At 40.9% G+C, this 26188-nt stretch carries 14 protein-coding genes; all 14 read left to right on the forward strand.

All coding sequences use genetic code 11. The features are described from left to right. Positions 1–305: 305 nt before the first annotated feature. The 14 genes from K429_RS0109920 (at position 306) to K429_RS0109985 (ending at position 26096) form a co-directional block, all read left to right on the forward strand. A complete protein-coding gene (locus K429_RS0109920) occupies positions 306–1505 on the forward strand; it encodes a glycoside hydrolase family 76 protein (protein ID WP_026366788.1) in 1200 nt (399 codons plus the stop codon). 29 nt (positions 1506–1534) lie between these two features. Further along, complete coding sequence (locus tag K429_RS0109925; RefSeq protein WP_026366789.1) at positions 1535–2998, forward strand: glycoside hydrolase family 125 protein; 1464 nt, start codon at positions 1535–1537, stop codon at positions 2996–2998. Between the two features lie 14 nt (positions 2999–3012). After that, on the forward strand, positions 3013–3717 hold the full coding sequence (locus K429_RS0109930) for an SGNH/GDSL hydrolase family protein (RefSeq protein ID WP_007211220.1): 705 nt from the start codon (positions 3013–3015) through the stop codon (positions 3715–3717). A 36-nt stretch (positions 3718–3753) separates the two neighbouring features. Continuing rightward, a complete protein-coding gene (locus K429_RS0109935; RefSeq protein WP_026366790.1) occupies positions 3754–5460 on the forward strand; it encodes a family 43 glycosylhydrolase in 1707 nt (568 codons plus the stop codon). 25 nt (positions 5461–5485) lie between these two features. Next, positions 5486–7960, forward strand: a complete 2475-nt coding sequence (locus tag K429_RS0109940; protein ID WP_026366791.1) for a glycoside hydrolase family 3 C-terminal domain-containing protein — start codon at positions 5486–5488, stop codon at positions 7958–7960. Between the two features lie 31 nt (positions 7961–7991). Further along, a complete protein-coding gene (locus tag K429_RS0109945; RefSeq protein ID WP_026366792.1) occupies positions 7992–10466 on the forward strand; it encodes a glycoside hydrolase family 3 C-terminal domain-containing protein in 2475 nt (824 codons plus the stop codon). Between the two features lie 83 nt (positions 10467–10549). Next, on the forward strand, positions 10550–11893 hold the full coding sequence (locus tag K429_RS0109950; protein ID WP_026366793.1) for an IPT/TIG domain-containing protein: 1344 nt from the start codon (positions 10550–10552) through the stop codon (positions 11891–11893). Between the two features lie 5 nt (positions 11894–11898). Then, complete coding sequence (locus tag K429_RS0109955; RefSeq protein WP_231501838.1) at positions 11899–15012, forward strand: TonB-dependent receptor; 3114 nt, start codon at positions 11899–11901, stop codon at positions 15010–15012. Between the two features lie 12 nt (positions 15013–15024). Next, positions 15025–17058, forward strand: a complete 2034-nt coding sequence (locus tag K429_RS0109960) for a RagB/SusD family nutrient uptake outer membrane protein (RefSeq protein WP_026366795.1) — start codon at positions 15025–15027, stop codon at positions 17056–17058. A gap of 24 nt (positions 17059–17082) precedes the next feature. After that, positions 17083–18054 carry a DUF4973 domain-containing protein gene (locus K429_RS0109965; RefSeq protein ID WP_026366796.1) on the forward strand — a complete coding sequence of 324 codons (972 nt, stop codon included), beginning with the start codon at positions 17083–17085 and terminating at the stop codon, positions 18052–18054. A 72-nt stretch (positions 18055–18126) separates the two neighbouring features. After that, positions 18127–20652, forward strand: a complete 2526-nt coding sequence (locus K429_RS0109970) for a glutaminase family protein (RefSeq protein ID WP_026366797.1) — start codon at positions 18127–18129, stop codon at positions 20650–20652. Between the two features lie 7 nt (positions 20653–20659). Further along, positions 20660–22696: a beta-L-arabinofuranosidase domain-containing protein gene (locus tag K429_RS0109975; RefSeq protein WP_026366798.1), complete on the forward strand. Its 2037-nt coding sequence runs from the start codon at positions 20660–20662 to the stop codon at positions 22694–22696. A 34-nt stretch (positions 22697–22730) separates the two neighbouring features. Continuing rightward, positions 22731–24887 (forward strand): TIM-barrel domain-containing protein, encoded by a 2157-nt coding sequence (locus K429_RS0109980; RefSeq protein ID WP_026366799.1) that lies wholly within the window; start codon positions 22731–22733, stop codon positions 24885–24887. Positions 24888–24953: 66 nt separating this feature from the next. Continuing rightward, entirely contained in the window at positions 24954–26096 is a 1143-nt protein-coding gene (locus K429_RS0109985; RefSeq protein ID WP_026366800.1) for an acyltransferase, read from the forward strand. The last annotated feature ends 92 nt before the right edge of the window (positions 26097–26188 follow it).

Consider the following 26188-nt stretch of genomic DNA (forward strand, 5'->3'; position numbering starts at 1 on the left):
ATCTGTGCAAATCCGTGTAGCCTGTGATCCCCTACTCTTGCTTTATGTTTTTGTGACACATCTATCTATTTTTATGCCATTTCCCCTCAGGAATACATTTATGTCGTGAAATCATATATCATATCTGACACATACCGGTAACTTTGCAAACAGAAAAAGATATCATAGGTAACAAAACAAATAGGTAAGAAAGATTCCAAAACAGGAGAACAAAAAACAGGTAGTTCAGATTTAAAACTACTACCTGTTTTCTAAGAAAAGAAAAATGAATATACAAACATACATAACTATTTAAACTAAGAATGATGAATTCAAAACAAACGCTTTTCAGTCTATTAATGTGTGTACTGGCAATAGCAGGTTGCGACACGCAAAAACAAGCTATCGTGGGCAACGAACTTGCCTTAACACGAGCTAAGCAAACATTGGATTCTTTATACCTGAACTATTCCGTTTCCGGTACATGCCTGTTACGTGAAAATTACCCTTCCAATATCGGAGAGTATACAGCAACCTATCTGGCATCTGAGGAACAAAAGAATATGCCCAATCTCTATTCTTATTTATGGCCCTATTCTGGAACCTTCTCAGCCGTAAATGCATTATTCGCCACAACAGGAGATAAAGAGTACAAATCAGTACTCGACAATAAAGTACTGGTAGGTCTGGAAGAATACTTCGATACCCGGAGAACTCCCGAAGCCTATGCTTCATATATCAACAGTGCACCGCAATCCGATCGTTTCTACGATGACAATGTCTGGTTAGGCATCGATTTCACCGATACATATATGCTCACTAAAGAACCCAAATATCTACAGAAAGCACAACTCATCTGGAACTTCATCGAAAGCGGTACGGATGATAACCTGGGAGGTGGTATCTATTGGTGCGAACAAAGGAAAGAATCCAAGAACACTTGTTCAAATGCTCCCGGCTCAGTCTTCGCATTAAAGCTTTTCGAAGCTACTAAAGACAGTGCTTATTTCGTAAAAGGGCAACGCCTCTATGAATGGACGCAAACAAACCTGCAAGATTCTACAGACTATTTATACTTTGATAATATCAATCTGAACGGAAAAGTCGACAAAGCCAAATTTGCCTACAACAGTGGACAAATGATGCAGTCAGCCAGCCTGCTATACCAGTTCACGGGCCAAGAGAAGTATCTGACTGATGCACAAAACATCGCTAAAGGATGCCATAACTACTTCTTTCAGGACTATACACCGGAAAACGGAGAACCATTCAAACTATTGAAAAAAGGAGATGTATGGTTCATTGCAGTCATGCTGAGAGGTTTTATCGAGCTCTATCAAGCGGATAAAAACGAAACTTATCTGGACTCTTTCAGCAAAAGTCTGGATTACGCCTGGGGACATGCACGGGATGAGAAAGGACTGTTCAACACAGACTCCAGCGGAAAGACCCAGGATAACAGAAGATGGTTACTTACACAAGCTGCCATGGTAGAAATGTATGCCCGCCTTGCAGCCATCAAATAATAAGAAAAAAAATACTAATACCTAAAAACATGAAAAAGAGAAATATCGGTTTATGCGCTGTAGCGTTGTTCTGTATGCACAACAATGCCAAAGCTATGGAACCATCCCTGAAACAGGACAACACCACAGTGGTGAATCATGCTCAGATAGCCGCTGCCTACAAGACAAACCGTCCTGCCGTAAAAAACAGACTCTACACGTCTAAAGCCGTAGAGGCCGAAATCCTGCGGGTAAAAAAGTTACTGACCAATTCCAAGCTGGCATGGATGTTCGAAAACTGTTTCCCGAACACACTGGATACCACCGTACATTACCGTTTGCTGGATGGTAAACCCGATACATTTGTCTATACCGGCGACATCCATGCCATGTGGTTACGTGATTCCGGTGCACAAGTCTGGCCATACGTGCAACTGGCACATAAAGACCCTGAACTGAAGAAGATGTTAGAAGGCGTAATCCGTCGTCAATTCATGTGCATCAATATCGATCCTTATGCCAACGGATACAACGATGGCCCTACTGGTGGCGACTGGATGTCAGATATGACAGACATGAAACCCGAACTGCACGAACGCAAATGGGAAATAGACTCCCTCTGCTACCCTCTCCGACTGGCTTACCAATATTGGAAAGAGACTGGTGATGCCAGCGTCTTCGACGAAGCATGGATAGAGGCTATCACCAACATCCTGAAAACGTTCAAAGAACAGCAACGCAAAGACGGTGTAGGTCCTTACAAATTTCAACGCAAGACAGAGCGTGCTCTCGATACGCTGAACAATAATGGTCTGGGTGCTCCGGTCAACCCTGTCGGACTCATCGTTTCCTGTTTCCGTCCTTCGGATGATGCCACCACACTTCAGTTTCTGGTTCCGTCGAATTTCTTTGCTGTATCTTCTTTGAGAAAAGCTGCGGAAATTCTTTCAACTGTAAACCATAACAGCTCTTTATCCCAGGAATGTACAGCTTTGGCTGACGAAGTAGAGTTGGCTTTGCAGAAGTATGCCACTTACAATCATCCGAAATACGGCACTATTTATGCTTTCGAAGTGGATGGTTTCGGCAACCATATGCTAATGGATGATGCCAATGTGCCCAGTCTGCTCGCTATGCCTTATCTGGGTGATGTGGATGTGAACGATCCTATTTATCAGAATACCCGCCGCTTCGTATGGAGCGAAGATAATCCCTATTTTTTCAAAGGGAAAGCGGGAGAAGGTATTGGCGGTCCTCACATCGGATATGATATGGTATGGCCCATGAGCATCATGATGAAAGCCTTCACCAGTCAGGACGATCAAGAAATTAAAGAATGTATCAAGATGTTGATTAATACGGATGCAGGTACAGGCTTTATGCACGAATCTTTCCACAAAGATGATCCGGCAAACTTTACTCGCGCCTGGTTTGCATGGCAGAATACTCTTTTTGGAGAGCTGATACTGAAATTGGTAAATGAAGGAAAGCTTGAATTATTAAATAGCCTTTAAAGAAAAAATATACCATGAAAATACCGAGGATTATAAATTATGTCTATCTGGGTGCTTTCTGCCTTTGCATGTCATGGGCAGAGGGCAACGCTCAGAATCGAGACTTCGGAGGATTGAACCGGTATGCAAAAGAAAACCGGGAACTATCACAACCCGGTAAGAAAGAACAAAGGGTTATTTTCATGGGCAACTCTATCACTGAAGGGTGGAGAAATACACATCCTAACTTCTTTAAAGACAATGGATATATAGGACGTGGTGTTAGTGGACAAAGTTCTTATCAGTTCTTATTACGTTTCCGTGAAGATGTCATCAAACTTTCTCCTATGCTGGTTGTGATTAATGCTGGAACCAATGATATAGCAGAAAATACAAGTCCTTATAATGAAGAATACACGTTTGGAAATATCATATCAATGGCTGAATTGGCAAAAGCCAATAGAATAAAGGTTATCCTGACCTCTACCTTACCTGCTGCCTCATTTGGGTGGAATCCTTCCATCAAAGACGGAGCAGATAAGATCGTTTCTCTCAATAACAGAATCAAGGAATATGCCAAAAAGAATAAAATACCCTATGTTGACTATTATCAAGCAATGGTGACAGGCAACAACAGAGCATTGAATCCGGCATACACCAAAGATGGAGTACATCCGAACTCCGAAGGATATACGATAATGGAAAGCCTAATCAAAAAAGCTATTGATAAGGCTCTATAAATAGTAACCCATAATTTACCTTAAACACAATACAGTATGAAAAAGTTCCTCTTTTTAATCATACTAATCATAACCTGTGAAGTACAGGCTCAAGAACAAGGAAAGATTATTATGTCCAATCCCTTGAATCTGAGTTATCGGTTTCAAACAGACGGTGTTTGCCGACGTGAAGCTGCTGATCCCGTTATTATCTTATTTAAAGACCAATACTATCTATTCGCATCTCATTCTTCCGGATATTGGCACTCTTCCAATCTAAGAGACTGGGATTATATCGAAACCAAAACTCTAAAAGCCGCAGAGGTATGGGCACCCGCTGTTTTCGTGTACAAAGGTGCAATATATTATTTGGGAATGGGAGAAAGCCGAATTTACAAAAGTACCAATCCAGAAACAGATGAATGGGAAGAAGTGAAATATGAATTGCGAGGATTGGGGGACCCTGCTTTTTTCCAAGACAATGACGGTCGGGTATATCTATATTATGGATGCTCAGATAATGAACCTATCAGGGGATTTGAAGTAGATCCTGAGAACAGTTTCAGAGCCATAAGTCCTGAAGTAGACCTGATACCCCATTCCTCTGATCGTTTAGGTTGGGAAGTTTTCGGTGAGAAAAATGAACAATATGATAAGAAAGGTTGGAATGAAGCTCCTTGTATCACCCGTCAAGGCGATTATTACTATTTGATGTATGCAACTCCTGGTACAGAATTTACTAGCTACTGCACAGGAGTTTACACTGCCAGAAACCCTCTAGGACCCTATACCTGTATGCCGGGTGCTCCTTTCGCCATCAAACCGGGAGGATTTATTACCGGTGCTGGTCATGGTCATCCATTTAAGGACCGTTATGGAAATAATTGGTATGTAGGTACCATGATTGTTTCTGCTAAAGAACACTTTGAACGCCGGATTGGCATATTCCCGGCCTATTATCAGGATGGATATGCCCACGCAATAACCGACTATACCGATTTTCCTTTCATTCTGCCTGAAAAAAAAGTAGACTTCAGCCGATATAATATTTCTGCTGATATGAATCTGCTTTCTTACGGAAAAAAAATGAAAGCATCTTCCTCCTTAGAATCACATACAGCTGCCATGGCGGCCGATGAAAATATTAAAACCTGGTGGTCAGCTGCTTCCGGTAAAATAGGAGAATGGCTAGAAATGGATTTAGGAACTCCAATGGAACTATCAGCCATACAAGTCAGTTTTGCCGATGAAAGTTTTCAAACTTATCGACGTGACAAAGTGATTCCTATCTATCAGTACATTATAGAGGCCTCTCTTGATGGTATAAAATGGAAGACAATAGTAGATCGTTCTCAGAACACTAAAGATCAGATTTATGAATTAGTCCTCCTTGACAAAGTTATAAAGACGCGCTTTGTTCGCATAAAAAATAAGAAAGAGTTTGCTGTTGGAAACTTTTCTATAGCAGATATGCGCTTGTTCGGTAAGGCTAAAGGCAAAACCCCACAGATTGTTACCGGATTAAACATAAACAGAGGGAAAGACAGAAGAAGAATTGCATTCTCATGGACAAAACAACCTGTTGCCGACGGATATATTATCCGCTGGGGTATCTCTCCCGAACACATTGATAATGCGGTCATGGTACGTGGCAGTCAAGCTGAATTTGGTTTCTTCGATTGTAATATTTCATATTACATCACCATTGAAGCTTTTAATGAATCAGGAAAAGGGAAACAGAGTAATCCTATCAAAATAGATTAAGTACTAATAACTAATACAATAAAATATGAAGATTAAAAAAATTACAGTTTTATGTTTATTAGCTGCCAATTGTCTCATGGTATCTGCCCAAAAGTGGTTTACACCTGATGTAGAAAAACAGGTAAACATACTTTTGAGCCAAATGACAGTTGAAGAAAAGTTAGCCTATATAGGTGGTGTAGACTGGATGTACACTAAAAATATTGACCGTCTGGGAATTCATCGTATGAAAATGACCGATGGACCTCAAGGATTGGGTACTCATGGTAAATCAACGGCTTATCCCGCTACCATCACGTTGGCTGCAACTTGGAATGAAAACTTAGCTTATGAATATGGCAAAGCATTGGGACGTGATTGCAGGGCAAGAAACGTGAACATCTTATTAGGTCCTGCCGTAAATATTTACCGTTCAGCACTATGCGGACGTAATTTCGAGTACATGGGCGAAGATCCTTATCTAGCCTCACGCACAGCAGTGGGTTACATCAAAGGTGTACAAGACCAAGGAGTTATGGCAACTATCAAGCATTTTATTGCAAACAATTCCGACTATGACCGTGATCACATCAGTAACGATATTGATGAAAGAACTCTGAATGAAATATATTTCCCATCATTCAAAGCTGCTGTACAAGAAGCTGAAGTCGGTGCAGTAATGACTAGTTACAATTTGCTAAACGGCGTTTACACAACGGAATCTCCTTGGTTACTAAAAGATGTTTTAAGAGATCAATGGGGCTTCAATGGTGTAGTAATGTCTGACTGGGGTTCAACACACTATTGCATACCTGCTGCCAGAGGTGGTTTAGATCTTGAAATGGCAGGTGGTGAGAGAATGAATCCGAAAGATATGGCTTATTACCTAAAAACAGGTGATGTAACAATGGATATGGTTGACGAAAAAGTACGTCATATCTTACGTGTCCTAATTGCTTTTGGATTCAAAGATGGTACTCAAGCAGATAGTAATATACCCTTGGATAACCCTCAATCCACAGCAACCGCTTTGGAAGTAGCTCGTGAAGGCATGGTACTTTTGAAAAATGAAAAAAATATCCTTCCTATTAATCCGAACAAGTACAAACACATTGTAGTAACTGGAAAGAATGCCAAAGGTTATGTACATGGTGGAGGTAGCGGTGCAGTTGTTCCATTTCACTATGTAAATATGTTCGATGGTATTCAAAAAGAAGGAATCAGCCAAGGAGTTAAAGTAGAATTTCTGGATGAATTTGATTTCTTCCCCGCAATTATGTATACAGGTAATGATTTAAAGGAAGCCGGGTTCAAAGCCGAATATTTTAATAATATAGATTTCAAAGGTGCCCCTATAGTCTCGCAAGTTGAAAAGAAAATCAATTATGTTTGGAGTGGTACGGGAACAGGCCTCAACGATATGCCCAAAGAATTCTATGCAGTTAGATGGAGTGGCGTAATGTGTCCGGATAAAACTGCTGAATACGAGTTCACACTCGGTGGAGATGACGGCTATCGCATGTTTATTAATGGTGAAACAGCTATCAATGATTGGGAGGCAAGAGCCTATCACAAAACCAATATCACTAAAAAACTAGAAGCCGGAACAAAATATAAGATTACGATTGAATACTATCAGAAAGGTGGTTCAGCTAATGTAGATTTCCGTTGGAAAGTGAAAGGTGATAACACTGACTATTTTGCAGACTACCTAAAAAAGGCAGACCTGGTAGTAGCTTGCTTTGGACACAACTCTGATACGGAAGGCGAAGGACACGACCGTCCATTTGGTTTACCAGAAGAAGATAAGAAAATGCTAGCAAGTATCTTCAAGAGCCAGACTCCTGTTATAGGTATCGTAAACGCAGGTGGCAATATTGAGATGCAGGAATGGGAACCTTCCATGAATGCTCTTCTGTGGGCTTTCTATGGAGGTCAGGAAGCCGGAACAGCTGCCGGTGAGGTTTTATTCGGTAAAGTAAACCCATCTGGTAAACTGCCTATGACATTCGAAAAGAAATGGGAAGACAACCCCGCATATAACAGTTACCATGATCCCGACGGCGATAAGCATGTGAAATATACAGAAGGTATCTTCATTGGTTATCGGGGCTATGACAAACTGAAACGCGACGTTCAATATCCTTTCGGTTATGGCCTGTCTTATACTACTTTCAATTTGTCCGGTGTATCAGTATCCAAACAAAATACAAACGGCTCTGTCGAAGTGACCTGCAAGTTGACCAATAGTGGTAAGCGCGATGGTGCACAAGTGGTACAAGCATATGTAGGTAAAGTAGGAGGTACGATTGAACGCCCCGAAAAAGAACTGAAAAAGTTCGAGAAAGTATTCCTGAAAGCAGGTGAATCAAAGACAATCAAGATGACACTACCCAAAGATGCATTCACGTACTATAGCACTAATGCTAAATCATTCGTTACAGATGCCGGTACCTACAACATCATGTTAGGTTACTCTTCAAGAGATATAAAGGCAGTGAAAGCAATTCAAATACAGTAGTCCATAACTAAAAACTATAATTCCTAAAACAATGAATACTAAAAAACTATGCGCGGCACTCTTGCTTGCATCCAGTTTTCTGACCGTATCAGCACAGAAATGGTATACCCCTGATATAGACCAAAAGGTAGAGGAACTGTTAAAGCAGATGACCGTAGAAGAAAAGCTATCCTACGTAGGTGGTGTTGATTGGATGTACACAAGGAACATTGATCGTCTGGGCATCAATCGTATGAAAATGACAGATGGTCCCCAAGGATTGGGTACTCACGGTAAATCTACAGCTTATCCTGCCACAGTAATGCTGGCAGCCACTTGGAACGAAAACCTGGCTTACGAATATGGTAAGGCATTAGGTCGCGATTGTAAGGCAAGAGGCATCAATATTTTGCTAGGGCCGGCAGTGAATATCTATCGTGCGGCCATGTGTGGACGCAACTTTGAGTATATGGGCGAGGATCCCTATCTGGCAGGACGCACAGCTGTTGGCTATATCAAGGGTGTACAGGATCAAGGTGTAATGGCCACTGTGAAGCACTTCATCGCCAATAACTCCGATTATGATCGTAACAATATCAGCAACGATATTGATGAACGTACATTACACGAAATTTATCTCCCGGCTTTTAAAGCTGCGGTACAAGAAGCAGAAGTAGGTGCAGTAATGACCAGCTACAATTTGGTAAATGGCATTTGGACAACTGAAGCACCTTGGTTACTGAAAGGAGTATTGAGAGGCCAATGGGGTTTCAATGGAGTTATAATGTCTGACTGGGGTTCTACTCATCATTGCGTACCTGCTGTAAAAGGTGGCCTGGACTTAGAAATGGCTGGTGGAGAGAAAATGAATCCGAAAGATTTGGCTTATTACTTGAAAACAGGCGTTATATCTATGGATATGATTGATGAAAAAGTACGCCACATTTTGCGTGTTCTCATTGCTTTCGGATTCAAAGATGGAACCAAAGTGGATAACAGTATCCCATTGGATGATCCCGAATCAGTAGCTACTGCACTGAAAGTTGCCCAGGAAGGTATTGTATTACTCAAAAATGAGAAAAACGTTCTTCCTATCAATCCCAAAAGCACCAAACATATCGTAGTAGTTGGCAAGAATGCTAATGGTTACGTTCGTGGAGGTGGTAGTGGTAATGTAACTCCATTTCATTATGTAGGTGCCTTCGACGGTATCCGCGAAGTGGGCGAAAGCTATGGAGTAAAAGTAGAGTATGTAGATGAGATGGACTTCATGCCCGAAATCATGTACACGAATGAGAAACTTCAGGAGAAAGGACTTCATGCAGAATATTTCACCAATCAACATCTTGAAGGGAAACCGCTATTGGAGAGAACCGAACAAAAAGTAAATTATTCATGGAGTGGCGGTACTTCCATTGAAGGCATGTCCAAAGAACATTATTCTGTACGTTGGAGCGGAATTGTCCGTCCGGCAGAAACAGCTGAGTATGAATTTCTGGCAGGTGGCGATGACGGTTATCGCATGTACATCAATGATGAGTTAGTAGCTGATGAATGGAAAGTAGGTGGTTTCAGAACCTCTACAATCGCCAGAACTTTGCAAGCTGGTGTAAACTACCGGATACGCTTTGAATACTTCCAGGAAGGTGGTGGTGCTGCTGCAAGCTTCACATGGAAACGTAAAAATGAAACAAGAGATTTGTTTATTGAACACTTAAACAAAGCTGACATGATAGTTGCTTGTTTTGGACATAGCTCTGATTCGGAAGCAGAAGGTGGCGATCGTTCTTTCTTCCTTCCTGAAGCAGATTCACAACTGATAGCGAGAATAGCTAAATGTAAAAAGCCCATTATAGGTGTAGTAAATGCCGGAGGAAACATTGGAATGCAAAGTTGGGAACCTTCATTAAAGGGATTACTCTGGGGATGGTATGCCGGGCAAGAAGGTGGACATGCTATTGCAGACGTGCTATTTGGTAAAGTTAATCCTTCCGGTAAACTACCAATGACTTTTGAGAAGAAATGGGAAGACAATCCTGCTTACAATAGCTATCACGATCCCGACGGTGACAAACATGTGAAATATACCGAGGGTATCTACATCGGCTATCGTGGTTACGACAAACTGGGACGTGATGTACAATACCCATTTGGTTACGGCCTTTCTTATACTTCTTTCAAGCTTTCTGATATGGTTGCCTCAGCTCCCAATGCTGATGGTACTGTGAAAGTTACCTGTAAACTGACCAATACAGGTAAACGAGATGGAGCACAAGTTATACAGGCTTATGTAGGAAGAGATAAAAGTGGTATAGTAGATCGGCCGGAAAAAGAATTGAAGAAATTCGAAAAGGTATTTTTGAAAGCAGGTGAAACAAAAACTGTTACAATGACCCTTCCAAAAGATGCTTTTACTTACTATAGCACAATTGATAAACAATTTGTCACAGATCCGGGTATCTATAATATCATGCTAGGTTTTTCTTCAAGAGATATCAAGGGACAGAAATCTATCCAAATTCACTAAATAGATAGGCTCAAAGTCTTGATTTTGAGCCTTCAAACAAGAATTAATTCAACAATAGTATTTTTTAACTCTAATAATTTTTTATGGAAGCACATTTAAATGTTAAATGCAAGCAGTGGTACTTATTAGTACTGCTCCTTATCTTAGGTGTTGTCGGCTGTAAAGATGACAAGGATGATAGTGGAACATCTGCTATATATGACCCTTCTCAGCCAGTTACAATTACAAGTTTTACACCAGAATCCGGAGCTGGAGGAGCACAGTTCCTAATATATGGTAATAATTTCGGAAGTAATTTGAGGAACATCAAGGTGACTGTTAATGACAAAGAAGCAGTACTAATTAGTTCCAATGGTACATGTATCTATTGTTTTGTACCCAGAAAAGCTGGAGTAGGTAAAGTAAAAGTATCAGTAGGAACTGGAAACAATACACAAGAAGTTGTCTCAGAAAAAAATTTTGAATATATTCCTTCTTTAGTAGTAAAAACATTAATTGGACATGTAGATATTGACGGTAATAGTACCATCAAAGACGGAAACTTCGAAGATGCCCAATTCCAAGACCCATATTGGTTAGAAATGGATAACGAAGGTATTCTTTATTTATTGGAAGATTATCAAGGTTTACGTAAAATCGATTTAATTAACGAACAAGTAACAACCTTATGGCGTACAGGAAGTGGCGTCGATCATCCACGTAGTATTGCCTTTAATTCAGACCACAGCAAATTATATATCTTCAATGACCAAGATTCAAGTGATGAGGGAGTGTCTGTTGCCGTATCAGAACGTAGTAACGACCCGAAAAAAGAAAGTTTTTCCTCTTGGAACACTTTGGTACGAATGAAGAGTTGCTGTGGAGGAGATGTCCACCCAGAAACCAATGGTTTATTTTTCAATCGTTGGAATGGTGGTGAATACTATAAATGGAATTTTCAAACCAATGATAAAGAACAAATATTCCGTGTTGATAATGGATTTAATTCCGCAATGATAATCGCTCCAAGTGGTAATTTCGCTTATATTGTCAGCATGGGACATCATTGTATTTACCGCACCAATTTTGATTATGCAACAGGCAAGTTTATGCAGCCTTATCTATTGTGTGGGAGCAAAAGTAGTTCAGGATATACAGATGGGCCTGGTACTACAGCCCGTTTCAATGAACCTCAACAAGGTTGTTTTGATGAAAACGAAAACTTCTATGTATGCGACCAAAATAATAATCTTATTCGTAAAGTTGAACCAAACGGACAAGTTACGACTTTTGCTGGACGTTATCAAGAATGGGGATTAGCCGATGGCGATTTGCGCCTAGAAGCACGTTTCAATCGCCCCCATGGTATTGCTTATAATCAAAATACCAGTGAGTTTTATATCGCGGACAAAAATAATAAGCGTATCCGCATTATCACGAAAGAATAATATCAATGGAAAACATAAGTATGAAAAAGTATATATTAACATGGATACTGCTTTTGGGATGCTTTTCCATAGCATTTGCCCAAAAAAATATGTCCGAAATTAAAGGAGTTGTCCTCGATGAAAATAAGGAACCTCTGATTGGTGTAAACATTGTAGTAAAAGATCAACCGGGCTTAGGTACTATCACAGATATTGATGGTAAGTTCCGTATTAAAGCTTCTTCTTATCAAATATTGGTTTTCTCCTATATAGGCTACGATAAACAGGAAGTACCTATAGAAGGACGTAATGTTCTAAATATTAACATGAAACCTTCCAGTACCAGTGTATTGGACGAAGTTACCATTACCGGTACCGGTGTACAAAAAAAAGCTACTATTACTGGAGCTATTACTACAGTAGATTTAAGTTCACTAAAAAGCTCAGGAGCAGCAAGTACTAGTATCACTAACGCATTGGCCGGTAACGTAGCTGGTATCATCGGTATGCAGAAGTCTGGCGCACCAGGAGAAGTTTCTGAATTCTGGATCCGTGGTATTTCCACATTTGGAGCCAATTCAAGTGCTTTAGTACTAGTTGATGGATTCGAACGATCTATGGATGAACTGAATATTGAAGATATTGAATCATTCTCTGTATTAAAAGATGCTTCTGCCACAGCCATTTATGGTTCACGAGGTGCAAATGGCGTAGTTTTGATTACAACCAAACGCGGTAAAGAAGGTAAAGTCAATATTGATGTAAAAATGGAAGGTGGTTATAATACACGTACACGTACTCCAGAATTTGTAGATGGTATTACCTATGCCAACATGTTAAATGAAGCTTTGGTTACACGCAATCAAGAGCCTCGATATACAGCAACAGAAATAGGAATTTTAAATCAAGGATTAGACCCTGATCTATATCCTAATGTGGATTGGAAAGACGTACTACTAAGAGATGGTGCTTGGACAGAACGCGCTAACATCAATATCAGTGGCGGTGGTTCTACCGCACGTTACTTTGTTTCTGTCGGCTTCTTGAATCAAGGAGGTATGTATAATGTCGATGAAGGCTTGAAAAAAGACTATAATACAAACGCCAACCTGAATCGTTGGAACTACCGTATGAATGCAGACTTAAATGTAACAAAAACGACCCTCGTCAGCGTAGGTATCGGCGGTTCATTAGATTTACAAAATACACCTGGTATGAGCAATGATGATATATGGGGATCTATTACAGGACAAAATCCTGTTAGTATTCCTTTGATGTACTCGGATGGTAAAATTCCAACAACAGGAACCGACAATCGAATGAACCCATGGGTAATGGCGACTCAAACTGGTTATAAAGAAACATGGCTAAACAAGATTCAGACTAATGTAACTTTAGAACAAAAATTGGATTTTATTACTAAAGGCTTAAAATTCGTAGGACGTTATGGCTTTGATACTGAAAATAAAAACGAAAATAACCGTACTAAACGTCCAGAACTGTGGCAAGCTGAAGCTCGCCGTGACGAAAACGGAAATTTGGTAATGAACCGAGTAGCAGAAGAGCAGCTAATGACTCAATCTAGTTATACAGACGGTTACCGTAATGAAAATTTAGAAGCCGAACTACACTACAATCACTTATTTGGAAATAAACACGATATCGGTGGAACATTAAAATATTTCCAATACCAAAAAGTAAAGACAGCTGATGTAGGAGATGATATAATGAAAGCTGTCGCTCGCCGCTCACAAGGTTTTTCTGGTCGTGTTACATATGGATATGACTATCGCTACTTTGCAGAATTTAACTTCGGTTACACTGGCTCTGAGAACTTTGAAAGTGGCAATCAATTCGGTTTCTTCCCTGCAATATCTGTTGGTTGGAATTTAGCAGAAGAAAAATTTATCAAAAGTCGCATAAAATGGCTAGACATGTTCAAAATACGTTATTCTTATGGTGAAGTAGGTAACGATCGCCTTGATAGCGACGAATGGCTAAACCGTTTCCCCTACTTAAATTCATTCGGAACAATGGATGGCTGGAATTATGGTGATGTAAATAATACATATAGCTTTAACGGTTATCACTACTCACAAATCGGTTCCATGAACCTCACATGGGAAAGAGCAAAGAAACACAACTTAGGTATAGACCTGGCACTTTTGAATAATAAATTCTCCTTAACATTAGATATATATAAAGATACTCGTGATCAAATTTTCATGAAACGTCAATATCTGCCACAAACAGTTGGCGTAACCAGCCAACCTTGGGCTAACGTAGGCAAAATGGAATCAAAAGGTATTGATGGAAACTTTATGTATCACGAAAAAATAGGTCAAGTAGATTTTACAGTACGTGGTAATTTAACTTATACTAAGAATGAAGTAATAGAGTATGATGAGCAAATGAACTCTTATGCTTATCAGATGACTGAAGGCTATCGTCTTAACCAAGCTCGTGGTCTTATTGCATTAGGATTATTTAAAGACTATGATGACATTCGTAACAGTCCACAACAAACATTCGGTGACTACATGCCTGGTGATATAAAATATAAGGATGTGAATGGCGATGGCGTAATTAGCGATCTGGATGTGGTGCCTATTGGCTCTACCAGTACTCCGAACTTAATCTACGGTCTGGGACTTTCCGCTAGTTGGAAAGGTTTTGATTTCAATATACATTTCCAAGGAGCAGGTCAGTCAGCTTATTTCATCAATGGTCCTGCTGTATATGCTTTCTCTAATGGAGATTGGGGTAATATTCTGAATGACTGGGCAGAACCAGGTAACCGATGGATCTCCAGTGAGATTTCCGGAAATCCTGCTACTGAAAATCCCAACGCTAAGTATCCTCGCCTCAGTTATGGCGGCAATAGTAACAATTATCGTAATTCTACTTTTTGGTTACGCGATGGTTCCTACCTACGCCTAAAGACCCTTGAAGTGGGATATACCTTTCCACAGAAATGGACCAACAAGCTCCGCATGACTAAAGCCCGCCTCTACTTTTTAGGCAATAATCTAGCTGTATGGGATTCCTTGGATCTTTGGGATCCAGAATTAGCCAGCGGTGATGGTATGAAGTATCCATTAAGCAAATCATTCACTTTAGGTTTGAACGTAACTTTCTAAAAAACTAATTTCATGAAAACGAAACATATATATTTAGCAGTAGCATTGGCAGTCGGAGCATCAACATTTTCCTCCTGCAGTGACTATTTAGATGTAGACCGCTATTTCAATGATCGAATGACAGAAGAAAAGCTATTTGAAGATAAAACATATGCAGAAGAGTGGTTAGCAGGTGTATATTCACACCTAAAAAAATGGAATGAAGACGTGTGTAGCAAAGGGGATACCCCCCATAACTTCTCCGATGACATGTATTTTGGCGATCGTACAGGTGAATATCGTAAGCTAAAATACGGATTGTATGATGAAAATGCCTATCAGAGTTCATGGCAAGATTGCTATACTGCTATCCGTGATGCTTCCACCTTTATTCGGAATATTTATCGTAATAAGGATTTGACTGAACAAGAAATCACAGATCAAAGAGGACAGGCTCGCTTCTTACGCGCCTATTATTACTGGCTATTATTGCGTAAATATGGTCCAATACCCATTATTCCCAACGATGGTGAAATGGACTACTCAGATAGTTACGAAAATTTAGCCATACCGCGTAACAGTTATGATGAATGTGCTGACTATATATCTGAAGAATTGAAAATAGCAGCTGGGGAATTGGAAAAAGATCGCACCAGTACTGAAATAGCTCGTGCTACTCGTGGAGCAGCCCTAGCACTTCGTGCCAAAGTATTGCTTTACGCAGCAAGTCCTATCGCCAATGGAAATACAGAGATGGCTGATCTTACTGACGATACAGGTAAGCATTTGATTTCTCAAGAATATGATGAATCCAAATGGGCACGTGCCGCAGCTGCAGCTCGTGATGTAATGGAACTTGGCAAATATAAAATCTATGTAGCTGATCGTCGTTACAACAACGATGGAGGTGAAGCTTATCCTATGACTATCATGCCACCTGTAACAGAAGAAAACAAGGAATATTCAACACAGGATTGGCCGGAAGGTTGGCAAAACATTGACCCATTTGAATCTTATCGTTCACTTTTTAATGGTGACCTTATCGCTTCAAATAATCCTGAGCTGATTTTTACACGTGGTACAAACACAGGAGGCGAAAACATTTCAACAATGGTACAACATCAAATGCCTTTCCAAATGGGAGGTTATAATTGTCATGGCATAAGTTTAAAGCAATGCGATGCATACTATACCAATACTGGTGAAGATGTTTTAGGAAAAGATGATTATCTGGGACGCGGTGATGGTAGCCAACGTAGAACAGGTTTTGTGACTCAAGATACAGAAGAACAATATAAACCATTGAAGGAAGGTGTATCATTACAATATGCCGAGCGTGAACCTCGTTTCTATGCATCTGTTGCCTACAATGGTAGTGTATGGGAAATGACTACTTCTTATGATGATTACAACCGTTTCTATCGTGCATGGTATTATCACGATTCGAGCGACGGTAAAGTGGCACAAACAGGAGAACTATATCTACGAACAGGTATTGGCGTTAAAAAGTTCTACAACCCGCAAGATTCGTACAAGAATGGTGGTCGTATCATTCCGAAATTTGATACAGCTATACGCTATGCAGAAGTTTTGTTAATTTATGCCGAAGCCTTGAATGAATTAGATGGTAGCTATGAAATAGCTTCATGGGATAATAGTAAGACCTATACTATCAGTAGAGATAAGGATGAAATGGCTAAGGGTATTGAGCCCATTCGTATCCGAGCTGGATTACCTAATTATGCAGATAATGTATACGACAGTAAAGATGAGTTCCGTAAAAAACTGAAACGTGAACGCCAAATCGAGCTATTTGCCGAAGGTCATCGCTATTATGATTTACGCCGTTGGAAAGATGCACCAGAAGAAGAAGCCACAATGATTTACGGTTGTAATATTAATATCAGTTCAAGTGAGAATAATCGTGAATTATTCTACATACCTACCGTTGTTCCATCATTACCAGCTGTTTTCACCAAGAAAATGTATTTTTGGCCAATTTCACACAGCGAATTGAAAAAGAATGCCCGTTTAACACAGAATCCGGGTTGGACTTATTATGATTAATACATTATTAAAGAAATACTTTTTATGAAAACAATATATCGTATTTTATGTACTATTGCGCTTGTATGTACTTTCTGCGCTTGCAATAAAGAATGGGAAGACGAATTATACAAGCAAGCCGTATCATTCGGCAAAAATGGAGTAGCTGACATCTACTTGAGATATAAACCTGAAGGAAAAGTAACTTATCAGGTACCAGTTATCTTAAGTGGTTCTACTATGAACGAAAAGGATTTGACTGTTAATATAGCAGTAGATCCAGATACACTAAAACAACTGAACTTCGAACGTTACAGATATCGCGACGATCTATATTATATTGAATTGGACAAAAAGTATTATAGTCTAGCTTCAGAACAAGTCACTATCCCTAAAAATACCAGTGTAGGAATACTGGATATCGATTTTACATTAAGTGACTTGAATATGGTAGATAAGTACATTTTACCATTAAGCATTACCGAAGGACAAGAATATGAAGTGAACTACCGCAAACATTATCGTAAGGCATTATTGAATATTATCCCATTTAACGACTATTCTGGTAGTTATTCCGCTACGGCTGGTCTAGTTTACCAACGTGACAAAAGTGATAATGAACAAGTGCCTGTAGCTATGGAAACTCGCACTTTGAAAGTAGTAAATGATAAATCTGCTTTTTTCTATGCTGGATTAACAGATGAAGAATTAGAAAACCGCGAATTGTATAAAATCATCGCAAACTTTAAAGATGAAGGAGTTATGACATTAGAAGCTCCTCATGCTGATCAAATAGGCTTCAAATTCATTTCAGCAGACTATGTTATTTCAGAAGAAATGGATGCTTTACAGCCTTACCTAAAACATCGCTATATTAAAATTAATATGGAATACGAATATAACGAACTTATACCCAATACAGATCTTTATATTCCATATCGCTTTTTTGGTTCTATTACTATGGAACGTAAGATCAATACAACCGTTCCAGACGAAGACCAGGCTATTATTTGGTAATATATCTAATCTTATCCACCCTAATCATGAGAGTGCCCAACACACTCTCATGATTCTTTTTTAAAAATCATCATGAAATCCAAACAGTTCACACTATTCCTCCTATCAATAGCATTATACACCACAGCATATGCTACCGACCTCTATCGTCCCAGTAGGAACGTAGAGTTACGCCTTCCTTCTGTCCCCTTAATCGTATCAGACCCCAATTTTTCTATTTGGTCTCCCTGCGATAAACTGATGGATGGAACAACTCTGCACTGGACCGATGCACCCAAATCATTGATAGGTGCATTGCGTGTAGATGGTAAAAGTTACCGTTTTCTGGGAAAAGAGAAACTGGATCTGCAAGCCATAGCACCAATGACCGACACAGAAATCTGGGAAGGCACTTTTTTAAGAAAAAAGCCAGCCGATAATTGGATATCTTTGGATTTCGACGACAAAGAATGGAAACATGGAAAAGCCGCTTTCGGAAGCCGTGATCTCCCACGTGTCCATACAGAATGGAGCGAACAGAATAGCGACATTTATGTACGACGTACATTTGATATAAACGAATTGGAATCTGAAAGAGATTTTTACATCATTTACTCCCACGATGATGTATTTGAACTTTACTTGAACGGGGAAAAACTTGTTACTACAGGCGAAGAGTGGAAAAACAATGTATACCTAAAACTTACAGATGAAGCAAGAAAGAAACTCCGCAAGGGAAAGAACGTTATAGCAGCCCACTGCCACAACACAACCGGAGGCGCTTATGTCGATTTCGGACTCTATTGTGAAAAGAAAGATGCTGTAAAATTTGCAGCAGAAGCGGTACAAACTTCAGTAGATGTACTGGCAACTTCAACTTATTATACTTTCACATGCGGTCCGGTGGAACTGGATGTTGTATTCACAGCACCGCAACTGATTGATGATCTGGATTTATTGTCTACTCCTATAAATTACATTTCTTACCATGTCCGATCATTAGACAAAAAGGCACACGACGTGCAACTTTACTTTGAAACTACCCCGGAATTGGCTGTCAATGAAAACACACAGCCCACATCCGCCAAGATATTTTCTAAAAACGGTATCCGCTATATAGAAGCTGGAACCATAGATCAGCCTGTATGCCATCATAAGGGTGATGGAATCTGCATTGACTGGGGGTATGCTTACTTAGCCACTCCCAGTAGAACAGGAACAGAAATCGGTTTAGGCGATTATTATGAAATGAAGCGGTCTTTCATACAAAACGGAAAAAGTGGACTTTCCACACTCAACTGGTGGGCAAAATGTGCCGAAGAACAACCTGCCATGACATTCGTACACAACCTGGGTGCAGTAGATAAAACCGGAAATACCGGATTCCTAATGTTAGGATATGATGATATCTACTCCATAGAATATATGTATGAAAGATATATGGGGTATTGGAAACATGAAGGCAAAGTGTCTATCTTCGATGCATTTGAGAAATTAAGAGATAATTACCTACAGATTATGCAACGTTGCCGTATGCAAGATGAAACTATTTATGATGATGCCCTGAAAGCTGGTGGCAAACAATACGCTGAGATCTGCTCCGCAGCTTATCGCCAAGCTATATCCGCTCACAAGCTATTCACCGACAAATACGGAAACTTACTATTTTTCTCCAAAGAAAATAACAGTGGCGGATTTATCAATACAGTAGATGTAACTTATCCCTCCACTCCACTCTTTTTGACTTACAATATAGACCTGGTGAAAGGCATGATGACCAGTATCTTCGACTATAATGCCAGCAAACGCTGGACTAAACCCTATCCGGCACACGATTTAGGGGTATATCCGATAGCAAACGGACAGATATATGGCGCTGACATGCCGGTAGAAGAAAGTGGTAACATGGTTATTCTTTCCGCAACCATTGCCATGATAGAAGGAAATGCCAACTATGCCAAGAAATACTGGGATTTGCTGACTATCTGGACTAACTACCTGGTGGAGAATGGACTCGATCCAGAGAATCAACTCTGTACAGACGACTTTGCCGGTCACTGGGCACATAATGCTAACCTGTCGCTGAAAGCCATAATGGGTATCACCGGTTACAGTGAAATGGCACGCATGTTGGGCATGAATGATGTAGCAGACAAATACATAACCATTGCCAAAGATATGGCCTGCAAATGGGAAAGCATGGCCCGCGAGGGTGATCACTACCGTCTAGCCTTCGACCGTAAAGACACCTGGAGCCAAAAGTACAACATGATTTGGGATAAAATGTGGCAGACAAACCTGTTTCCGGATGAAATCGCCAAAAAGGAAATTGCTTACTACCTGACCAAACAGAATACGTATGGCTTGCCACTCGATTCACGCAACACTTATAGTAAATCGGATTGGATTCTCTGGAGTGCCTCTATGTCAGCCAATCAAACGGAATTTGAAAAGTTCGTAAGCCCATTGTACAAGTACATCAATGAGACCGTATCACGAGTTCCTATGAGTGACTATTTTTATACGGATAGTGGCAAAATGGTAGGCTTCAAAGCCCGTTCAGTGGTTGGTGGATACTGGATAAAAGTTTTAATGGATAAAATACACAGTAGCAAATAGAATAAATATGAATATATCTACTATCAAGAAAGCATTTTACCTATTGGTAGGAATCGGATTCGGCTGCACTCTACAAGCTGTCGAACCTCAAAAAGACGTAACGGATAACTACAGAAATAACCGCTATCCGCTACTTCAAAAGCCATTAATAGAACTTCCCTTGGGCAGTATCAAGCCCCAAGGTTGGTTAAGAGAGATGCTAATCCGGCAAAAGAATGGTGCCACCGGACAGATGGACACCCTCTATCCTTTAGTCATGGGCGAACGCAATGGTTGGCTAGGAGGTGATGGTGACCAATGGGAACGTGGTCCTTATTGGATTGACGGCTTATTGCCTCTTGCCTATATCCTGGATGATAAAGAACTGAAAGCTAAGGTGCAGCCTTGGATAGAATGGGCTTTGCAAAGCCAACGCGAAGACGGCTTTTTTGGTCCGGCAAAAGACTATCCGGGTGAACCGGGATTACAGCGTGATAATTCACATGATTGGTGGCCACGTATGGTAATGTTGAAAATCTTACAACAATACTATTCGGCAACCAACGATGAGAGAATCATCACCTTTATGACCAAATACTTCCGTTATCAACTAAATACCTTATCACAGAAACCCCTAGGACACTGGAGTTTTTGGGCTGAATTCCGTGCCTGCGATAACCTGCAGGCTGTATATTGGCTGTATAATCTCACAGGGGAGGCTTTCTTACTCGAATTAGGGCATCTATTGCACCAACAGAGTTACAGCTTTGTTGATATGGTAAACCGAGGGGATTTGCGCCGCATCTGTACAATACACTGTGTAAATCTGGCACAAGGTATCAAAGAACCGATCATTTATTATCAGCAAGACACCAATCCTAAATACATTGATGCTGTAAAAAGAGGGTTTCAGGATATCCGTCAATTTCACGGACAGCCACAAGGAATGTATGGTGGAGATGAAGCATTACATGGAAACAACCCTACACAGGGTTCTGAATTATGCGCCGCTGTAGAATTGATGTACTCCCTTGAAAAGATGGTAGAAATTACAGGAGATATTGATTTTGCCGATCACCTGGAACGCATAGCCTTCAATGCTCTGCCTACCCAGATATCAGACGACTTCATGACTAAACAATACTTCCAGCAACCCAACCAGATTATGGTAACTCGTCACCGCCGTAATTTCGATCAGGATCATGAAGGTACGGATATTACTTTCGGCACATTGACCGGCTATCCTTGCTGTTTTTCAAATATGCATCAAGGCTGGCCAAAATTCACACAGCATTTATGGTATGCAACGCCCGATAATGGTATTGCCGCCTTTACCTATTCTCCATCAGAAGTCACAGCTAAAGTAGGTAACAATGTATCGGTCGTAATTAGTGAAGATACCTATTATCCTATGGATAACCGTATATCCTTCACTATTAAAGAAGTGAAGAACAAAACCAAACAAGTCGAATTCCCGCTACACTTACGCATTCCGAAATGGTGCAAACGTGCTGAGATAATAGTAAACGGCAAGGCAGAACAATACATTGAAGGAGGGCGGATCGCTGTTATCAATCGTATATGGAAGCGAAATGACAATGTAGAATTACACTTACCCATGGAAGTTTCTACCAGTACATGGTACGAGAATGCTGTGACTATTGAAAGAGGCCCATTAGTATATGCTCTTAAAATAAAGGAAAACTGGAAAAAAGAAAATCTCAATAATAGCTGGTATGGCCCCCATTATTATCAAGTTACTTCATCCGAACCTTGGAATTATGGGTTGGTGGACTTTGATCGCAGCCAAGTGAATAAAATAGCACAAGTTAGTATTGATAGCCAAAAACAGCAATCAATATTCCCCTGGAATCAAGAGAATGCACCGATTGAAATCAAGATGAAAGCCCGCCTTATTCCCACATGGACAGTTTACAATGAAATGGCAGGACCTCAACCTTTCTCCTTCTGCAACGGTGCTGAAGGAGAAGAACAGGAAATCACATTAATACCTTATGGTTGCACCACCCTACGTATCTCTGAATTCCCCATTGTTGGAAAATAATTTAGTTAACAATATCACTAAAATCAATAACAATATGAATTTTAATCATCTGAAAACAGCAATGATCTGCCTACTGGCAGTATGCATCCAGATCACTCATGCCGGCACACAGCAAGTGAATATCGAGCGCTCTTTCATGGTTGGAGACGGTATTGCTCAATTCATACCCACAGGGTATGATGCAAAGAAAATTCCATCATTTGCCCTACAAAGTGAACCACGTAAAAAAGGCGAACTGGCATCAAACTGGACACTAATGCCGGAATTCTTCTTGAATGATGGAAAAGCAGGAGCTTCTCTGGCAGTACCTGAAGGCACAAGCCTTTATGGAGGTGGTGAAGTTACCGGTACGCTACTGAGAAACGGCAAAACGATTAAATTATGGAACACAGATTCAGGAGCCTATGGAGTAGATGGCGGTAAACGCCTGTATCAATCACATCCTTGGATTATGGGTGTACGCAAAGACGGCACTTCTTTTGGTATTCTATTTGATACTACCTGGAAAGCCGAACTCTCCAGTATGGATGACAAGATAGAGTTAAGAAGTGAAGGTGAATTATTCCGTGTCTTCATCATTGACAGAGAGTCTCCCCAAGCTGTTGTAAAAGGTCTGTCAGAGCTCATTGGAACCATGCCAATGATTCCCCGGTGGGCAATGGGTTATCAGCAATGCCGATTCTCCTATTCACCAGATAGCCGCGTACTTGAAATTGCCGATAACTTCCGTGAAAGACGTATCCCCTGTGATGTTATATGGATGGATATTGACTACATGGAGGGATATCGCATCTTCACTTTTAACCCGAAAGGTTTCCCAAATCCAAAGAAATTAAATCAAGATTTACATTTGCGTGGTTTCCACAGTGCCTGGATGATCGACCCGGGAGCAAAAGTTGATCCCGATTATTTTGTTTACAAATCAGGAACAGAAAATGATGTATGGGTAAAAACTGCAGATGGAAAGGAGTATAATGGAGATGCATGGCCCGGTTCCGCAGCTTTTCCGGACTTTACATGCCCCAAAGTATCTAAATGGTGGAGTGGCCTATATAAGGATTTCCTTGCACAAGGAGTAGACGGTGTATGGAATGATGTGAACGAACCTCAAATTAGTAATACTCCCACTGGAACCATGCCTGAAGACAATTTTCACCGGGGTGGTGGCAATTTACCTGCCGGTAGTCACCTGCAATATCACAATGTGTACGGTTTTCTGATGGTAAAAGCATCCAGAGCCGGAATAGAGGCTGTACGGCCCGAAAAACGCCCGTTTATTCTGACTCGTTCTAACTTTTTGGGAGGACAACGCTATGCAGCAACTTGGACCGGGGATAACGGCTCCTCATGGGAACATCTGAAAATGTCCATTCCTATGTCTATCACGCTGGGATTATCCGGACAGCCCTTTAGCGGTGCAGATATAGGTGGGTTCCTGTTCAATGCGGACGCAGACTTGTGGGGACACTGGATTGGTCTAGGCGCTTTCTACCCGTTCTCCCGCGCTCACGCCTGTGCCGGAACCAATGATAAAGAGCCTTGGGCATTTGGTAAAGAAGTAGAAGATGCGGCACGTACAGCATTGGAACGCAGATACATGCTATTACCTTACCTCTATACTTTATTACAGGAAGCCTCTGAAACCGGCATGCCTATCATGCAACCAGCTTTCTTCGCCGATCCTAAGGATTTATCCTTGCGTGGAGAGGAGAAAGTATTCTTGCTTGGTAGCGATCTACTGGTTATACCTTCCTGGGCTGAACAAGCAGCACTGCCTAAAGGTATTTGGGAAGAGTTCTCCTTATTCCCCGGAGACAATAAAGATAAATATCAGCCAAAACTCAAAATACGTGGAGGAGCCATTATTCCTACAGGGAAGATCATACAGAACACTACTGAGAAATCACTAGATCCGCTCACACTACTGGTTTGTCTGGACGAACAGGGCAAAGCAAGTGGTAGTATGTACTGGGATGAAGGAGAAGGATGGTCTTTCAAGAAAGGAAACTACAGTTTGCAACAGTTCACTGCCGAAAAGGGAGCAAATAACAAGGTAATTGTGAAGTTAGCAGGAAAAACAGGCAAGTACCAGACAGAAAACAAGGACATGGCCATTGTAAAAGTAGTTACCAAACAAGGTATACGTCAAGGAAGTGGAAACCTCACAGAGGGAATTGAAATTCAACTATAAATATATAATTCAAGTATCGCATGTCTCCAATGTGCGATACTTGAACTAATAATATCTGATGCTCCAATGAATACTCAGACAATTTATCTCGCCTCAAAGCCGCATTATGAAATCCTGGATGGATTGCGTGGAGTGGCAGCTGTTATGGTCGTAGCCTTCCATCTTCTTGAAGCACATTCGGGGGGCAACCATCTCGCACAAATCATTAATCACGGCTATCTTGCCGTTGACTTCTTCTTTATGCTTTCGGGCTTTGTAATCGGTTATGCCTATGATGACCGTTGGAACCGGATGAGTATCGGCACTTTCTTCAAACGTCGTGTCATCCGCCTGCATCCTATGGTAATTATGGGCAGCATTATCGGCGCCCTTTTCTTTTTCTTACAGAAATCCCCCTGTTTTCCCAATATAGATAACGTATCGGTAGGAACAGTCCTGATAATCATGCTCTATGGCTGTACGTTGCTTCCCCTTCCTTTGAAGTGGGACATTCGCGGGTGGACGGAAATGCACCCGTTGAACGGGCCGGCATGGTCGCTCTATTATGAATATATCGGCAATATCCTGTACGCACTGTTTGTCCGTAAGTTCAACAAGGTTGCCTTGTCCATCCTTGTTTTTCTGGCAGCTTGTGCCACTTTGCATCTCTGTCTTACGGCGCCCAATGGTGATATCGTGGGCGGATGGGCATTGAATTGGGAACAGCAGTATGTGGGCTTTGTCCGTTTGCTCTATCCGTTCTTTGCAGGTTTGCTGCTTTCACGTCTGGGCTGGCTCATACGGGTAAAGAAACGTGCATTCTGGTGGTGTAGCCTGATGATTGTAATAGTTCTTTCCGTTCCCCGTATTGGCGGTGAAGATGGCTTCTGGATGAACGGACTCTACGAGGCACTTTGCATTATCTTTATCTTCCCAGTCATTGTTTCGATGGGAGCCGGTGGCAAAGTAACGGGAAAACGCTCTGTAGGTATCTGTAAGTTCCTGGGCGATATCTCATATCCCGTTTATATCACTCATTATCCGCTGATATACACATATACAGCCTGGGCATGCAATAATAATGCGACCATCACCGAAGGTCTTCCTTATATGATACTGACCTTTGTCGGAGCTTTCGTTCTTGCTTATGCCTGCCTGAAGCTCTATGACGAACCGGTACGCAAATGGCTGACCAATCGCTTTCTAAAAGGAGCACGTAAGATCAAGTAAATAAATTCAGCTTCATATAGCTTTCATAATCCTATCTCCCTTATTTATCGACCTTTACGAGGTTGTGTCAAAACGTTGGCACAACCTTTTTC

The organism is Bacteroides sp. 14(A), assembly GCF_000526555.1.
GTDB classification, from domain to species: domain Bacteria; phylum Bacteroidota; class Bacteroidia; order Bacteroidales; family Bacteroidaceae; genus Bacteroides; species Bacteroides cellulosilyticus.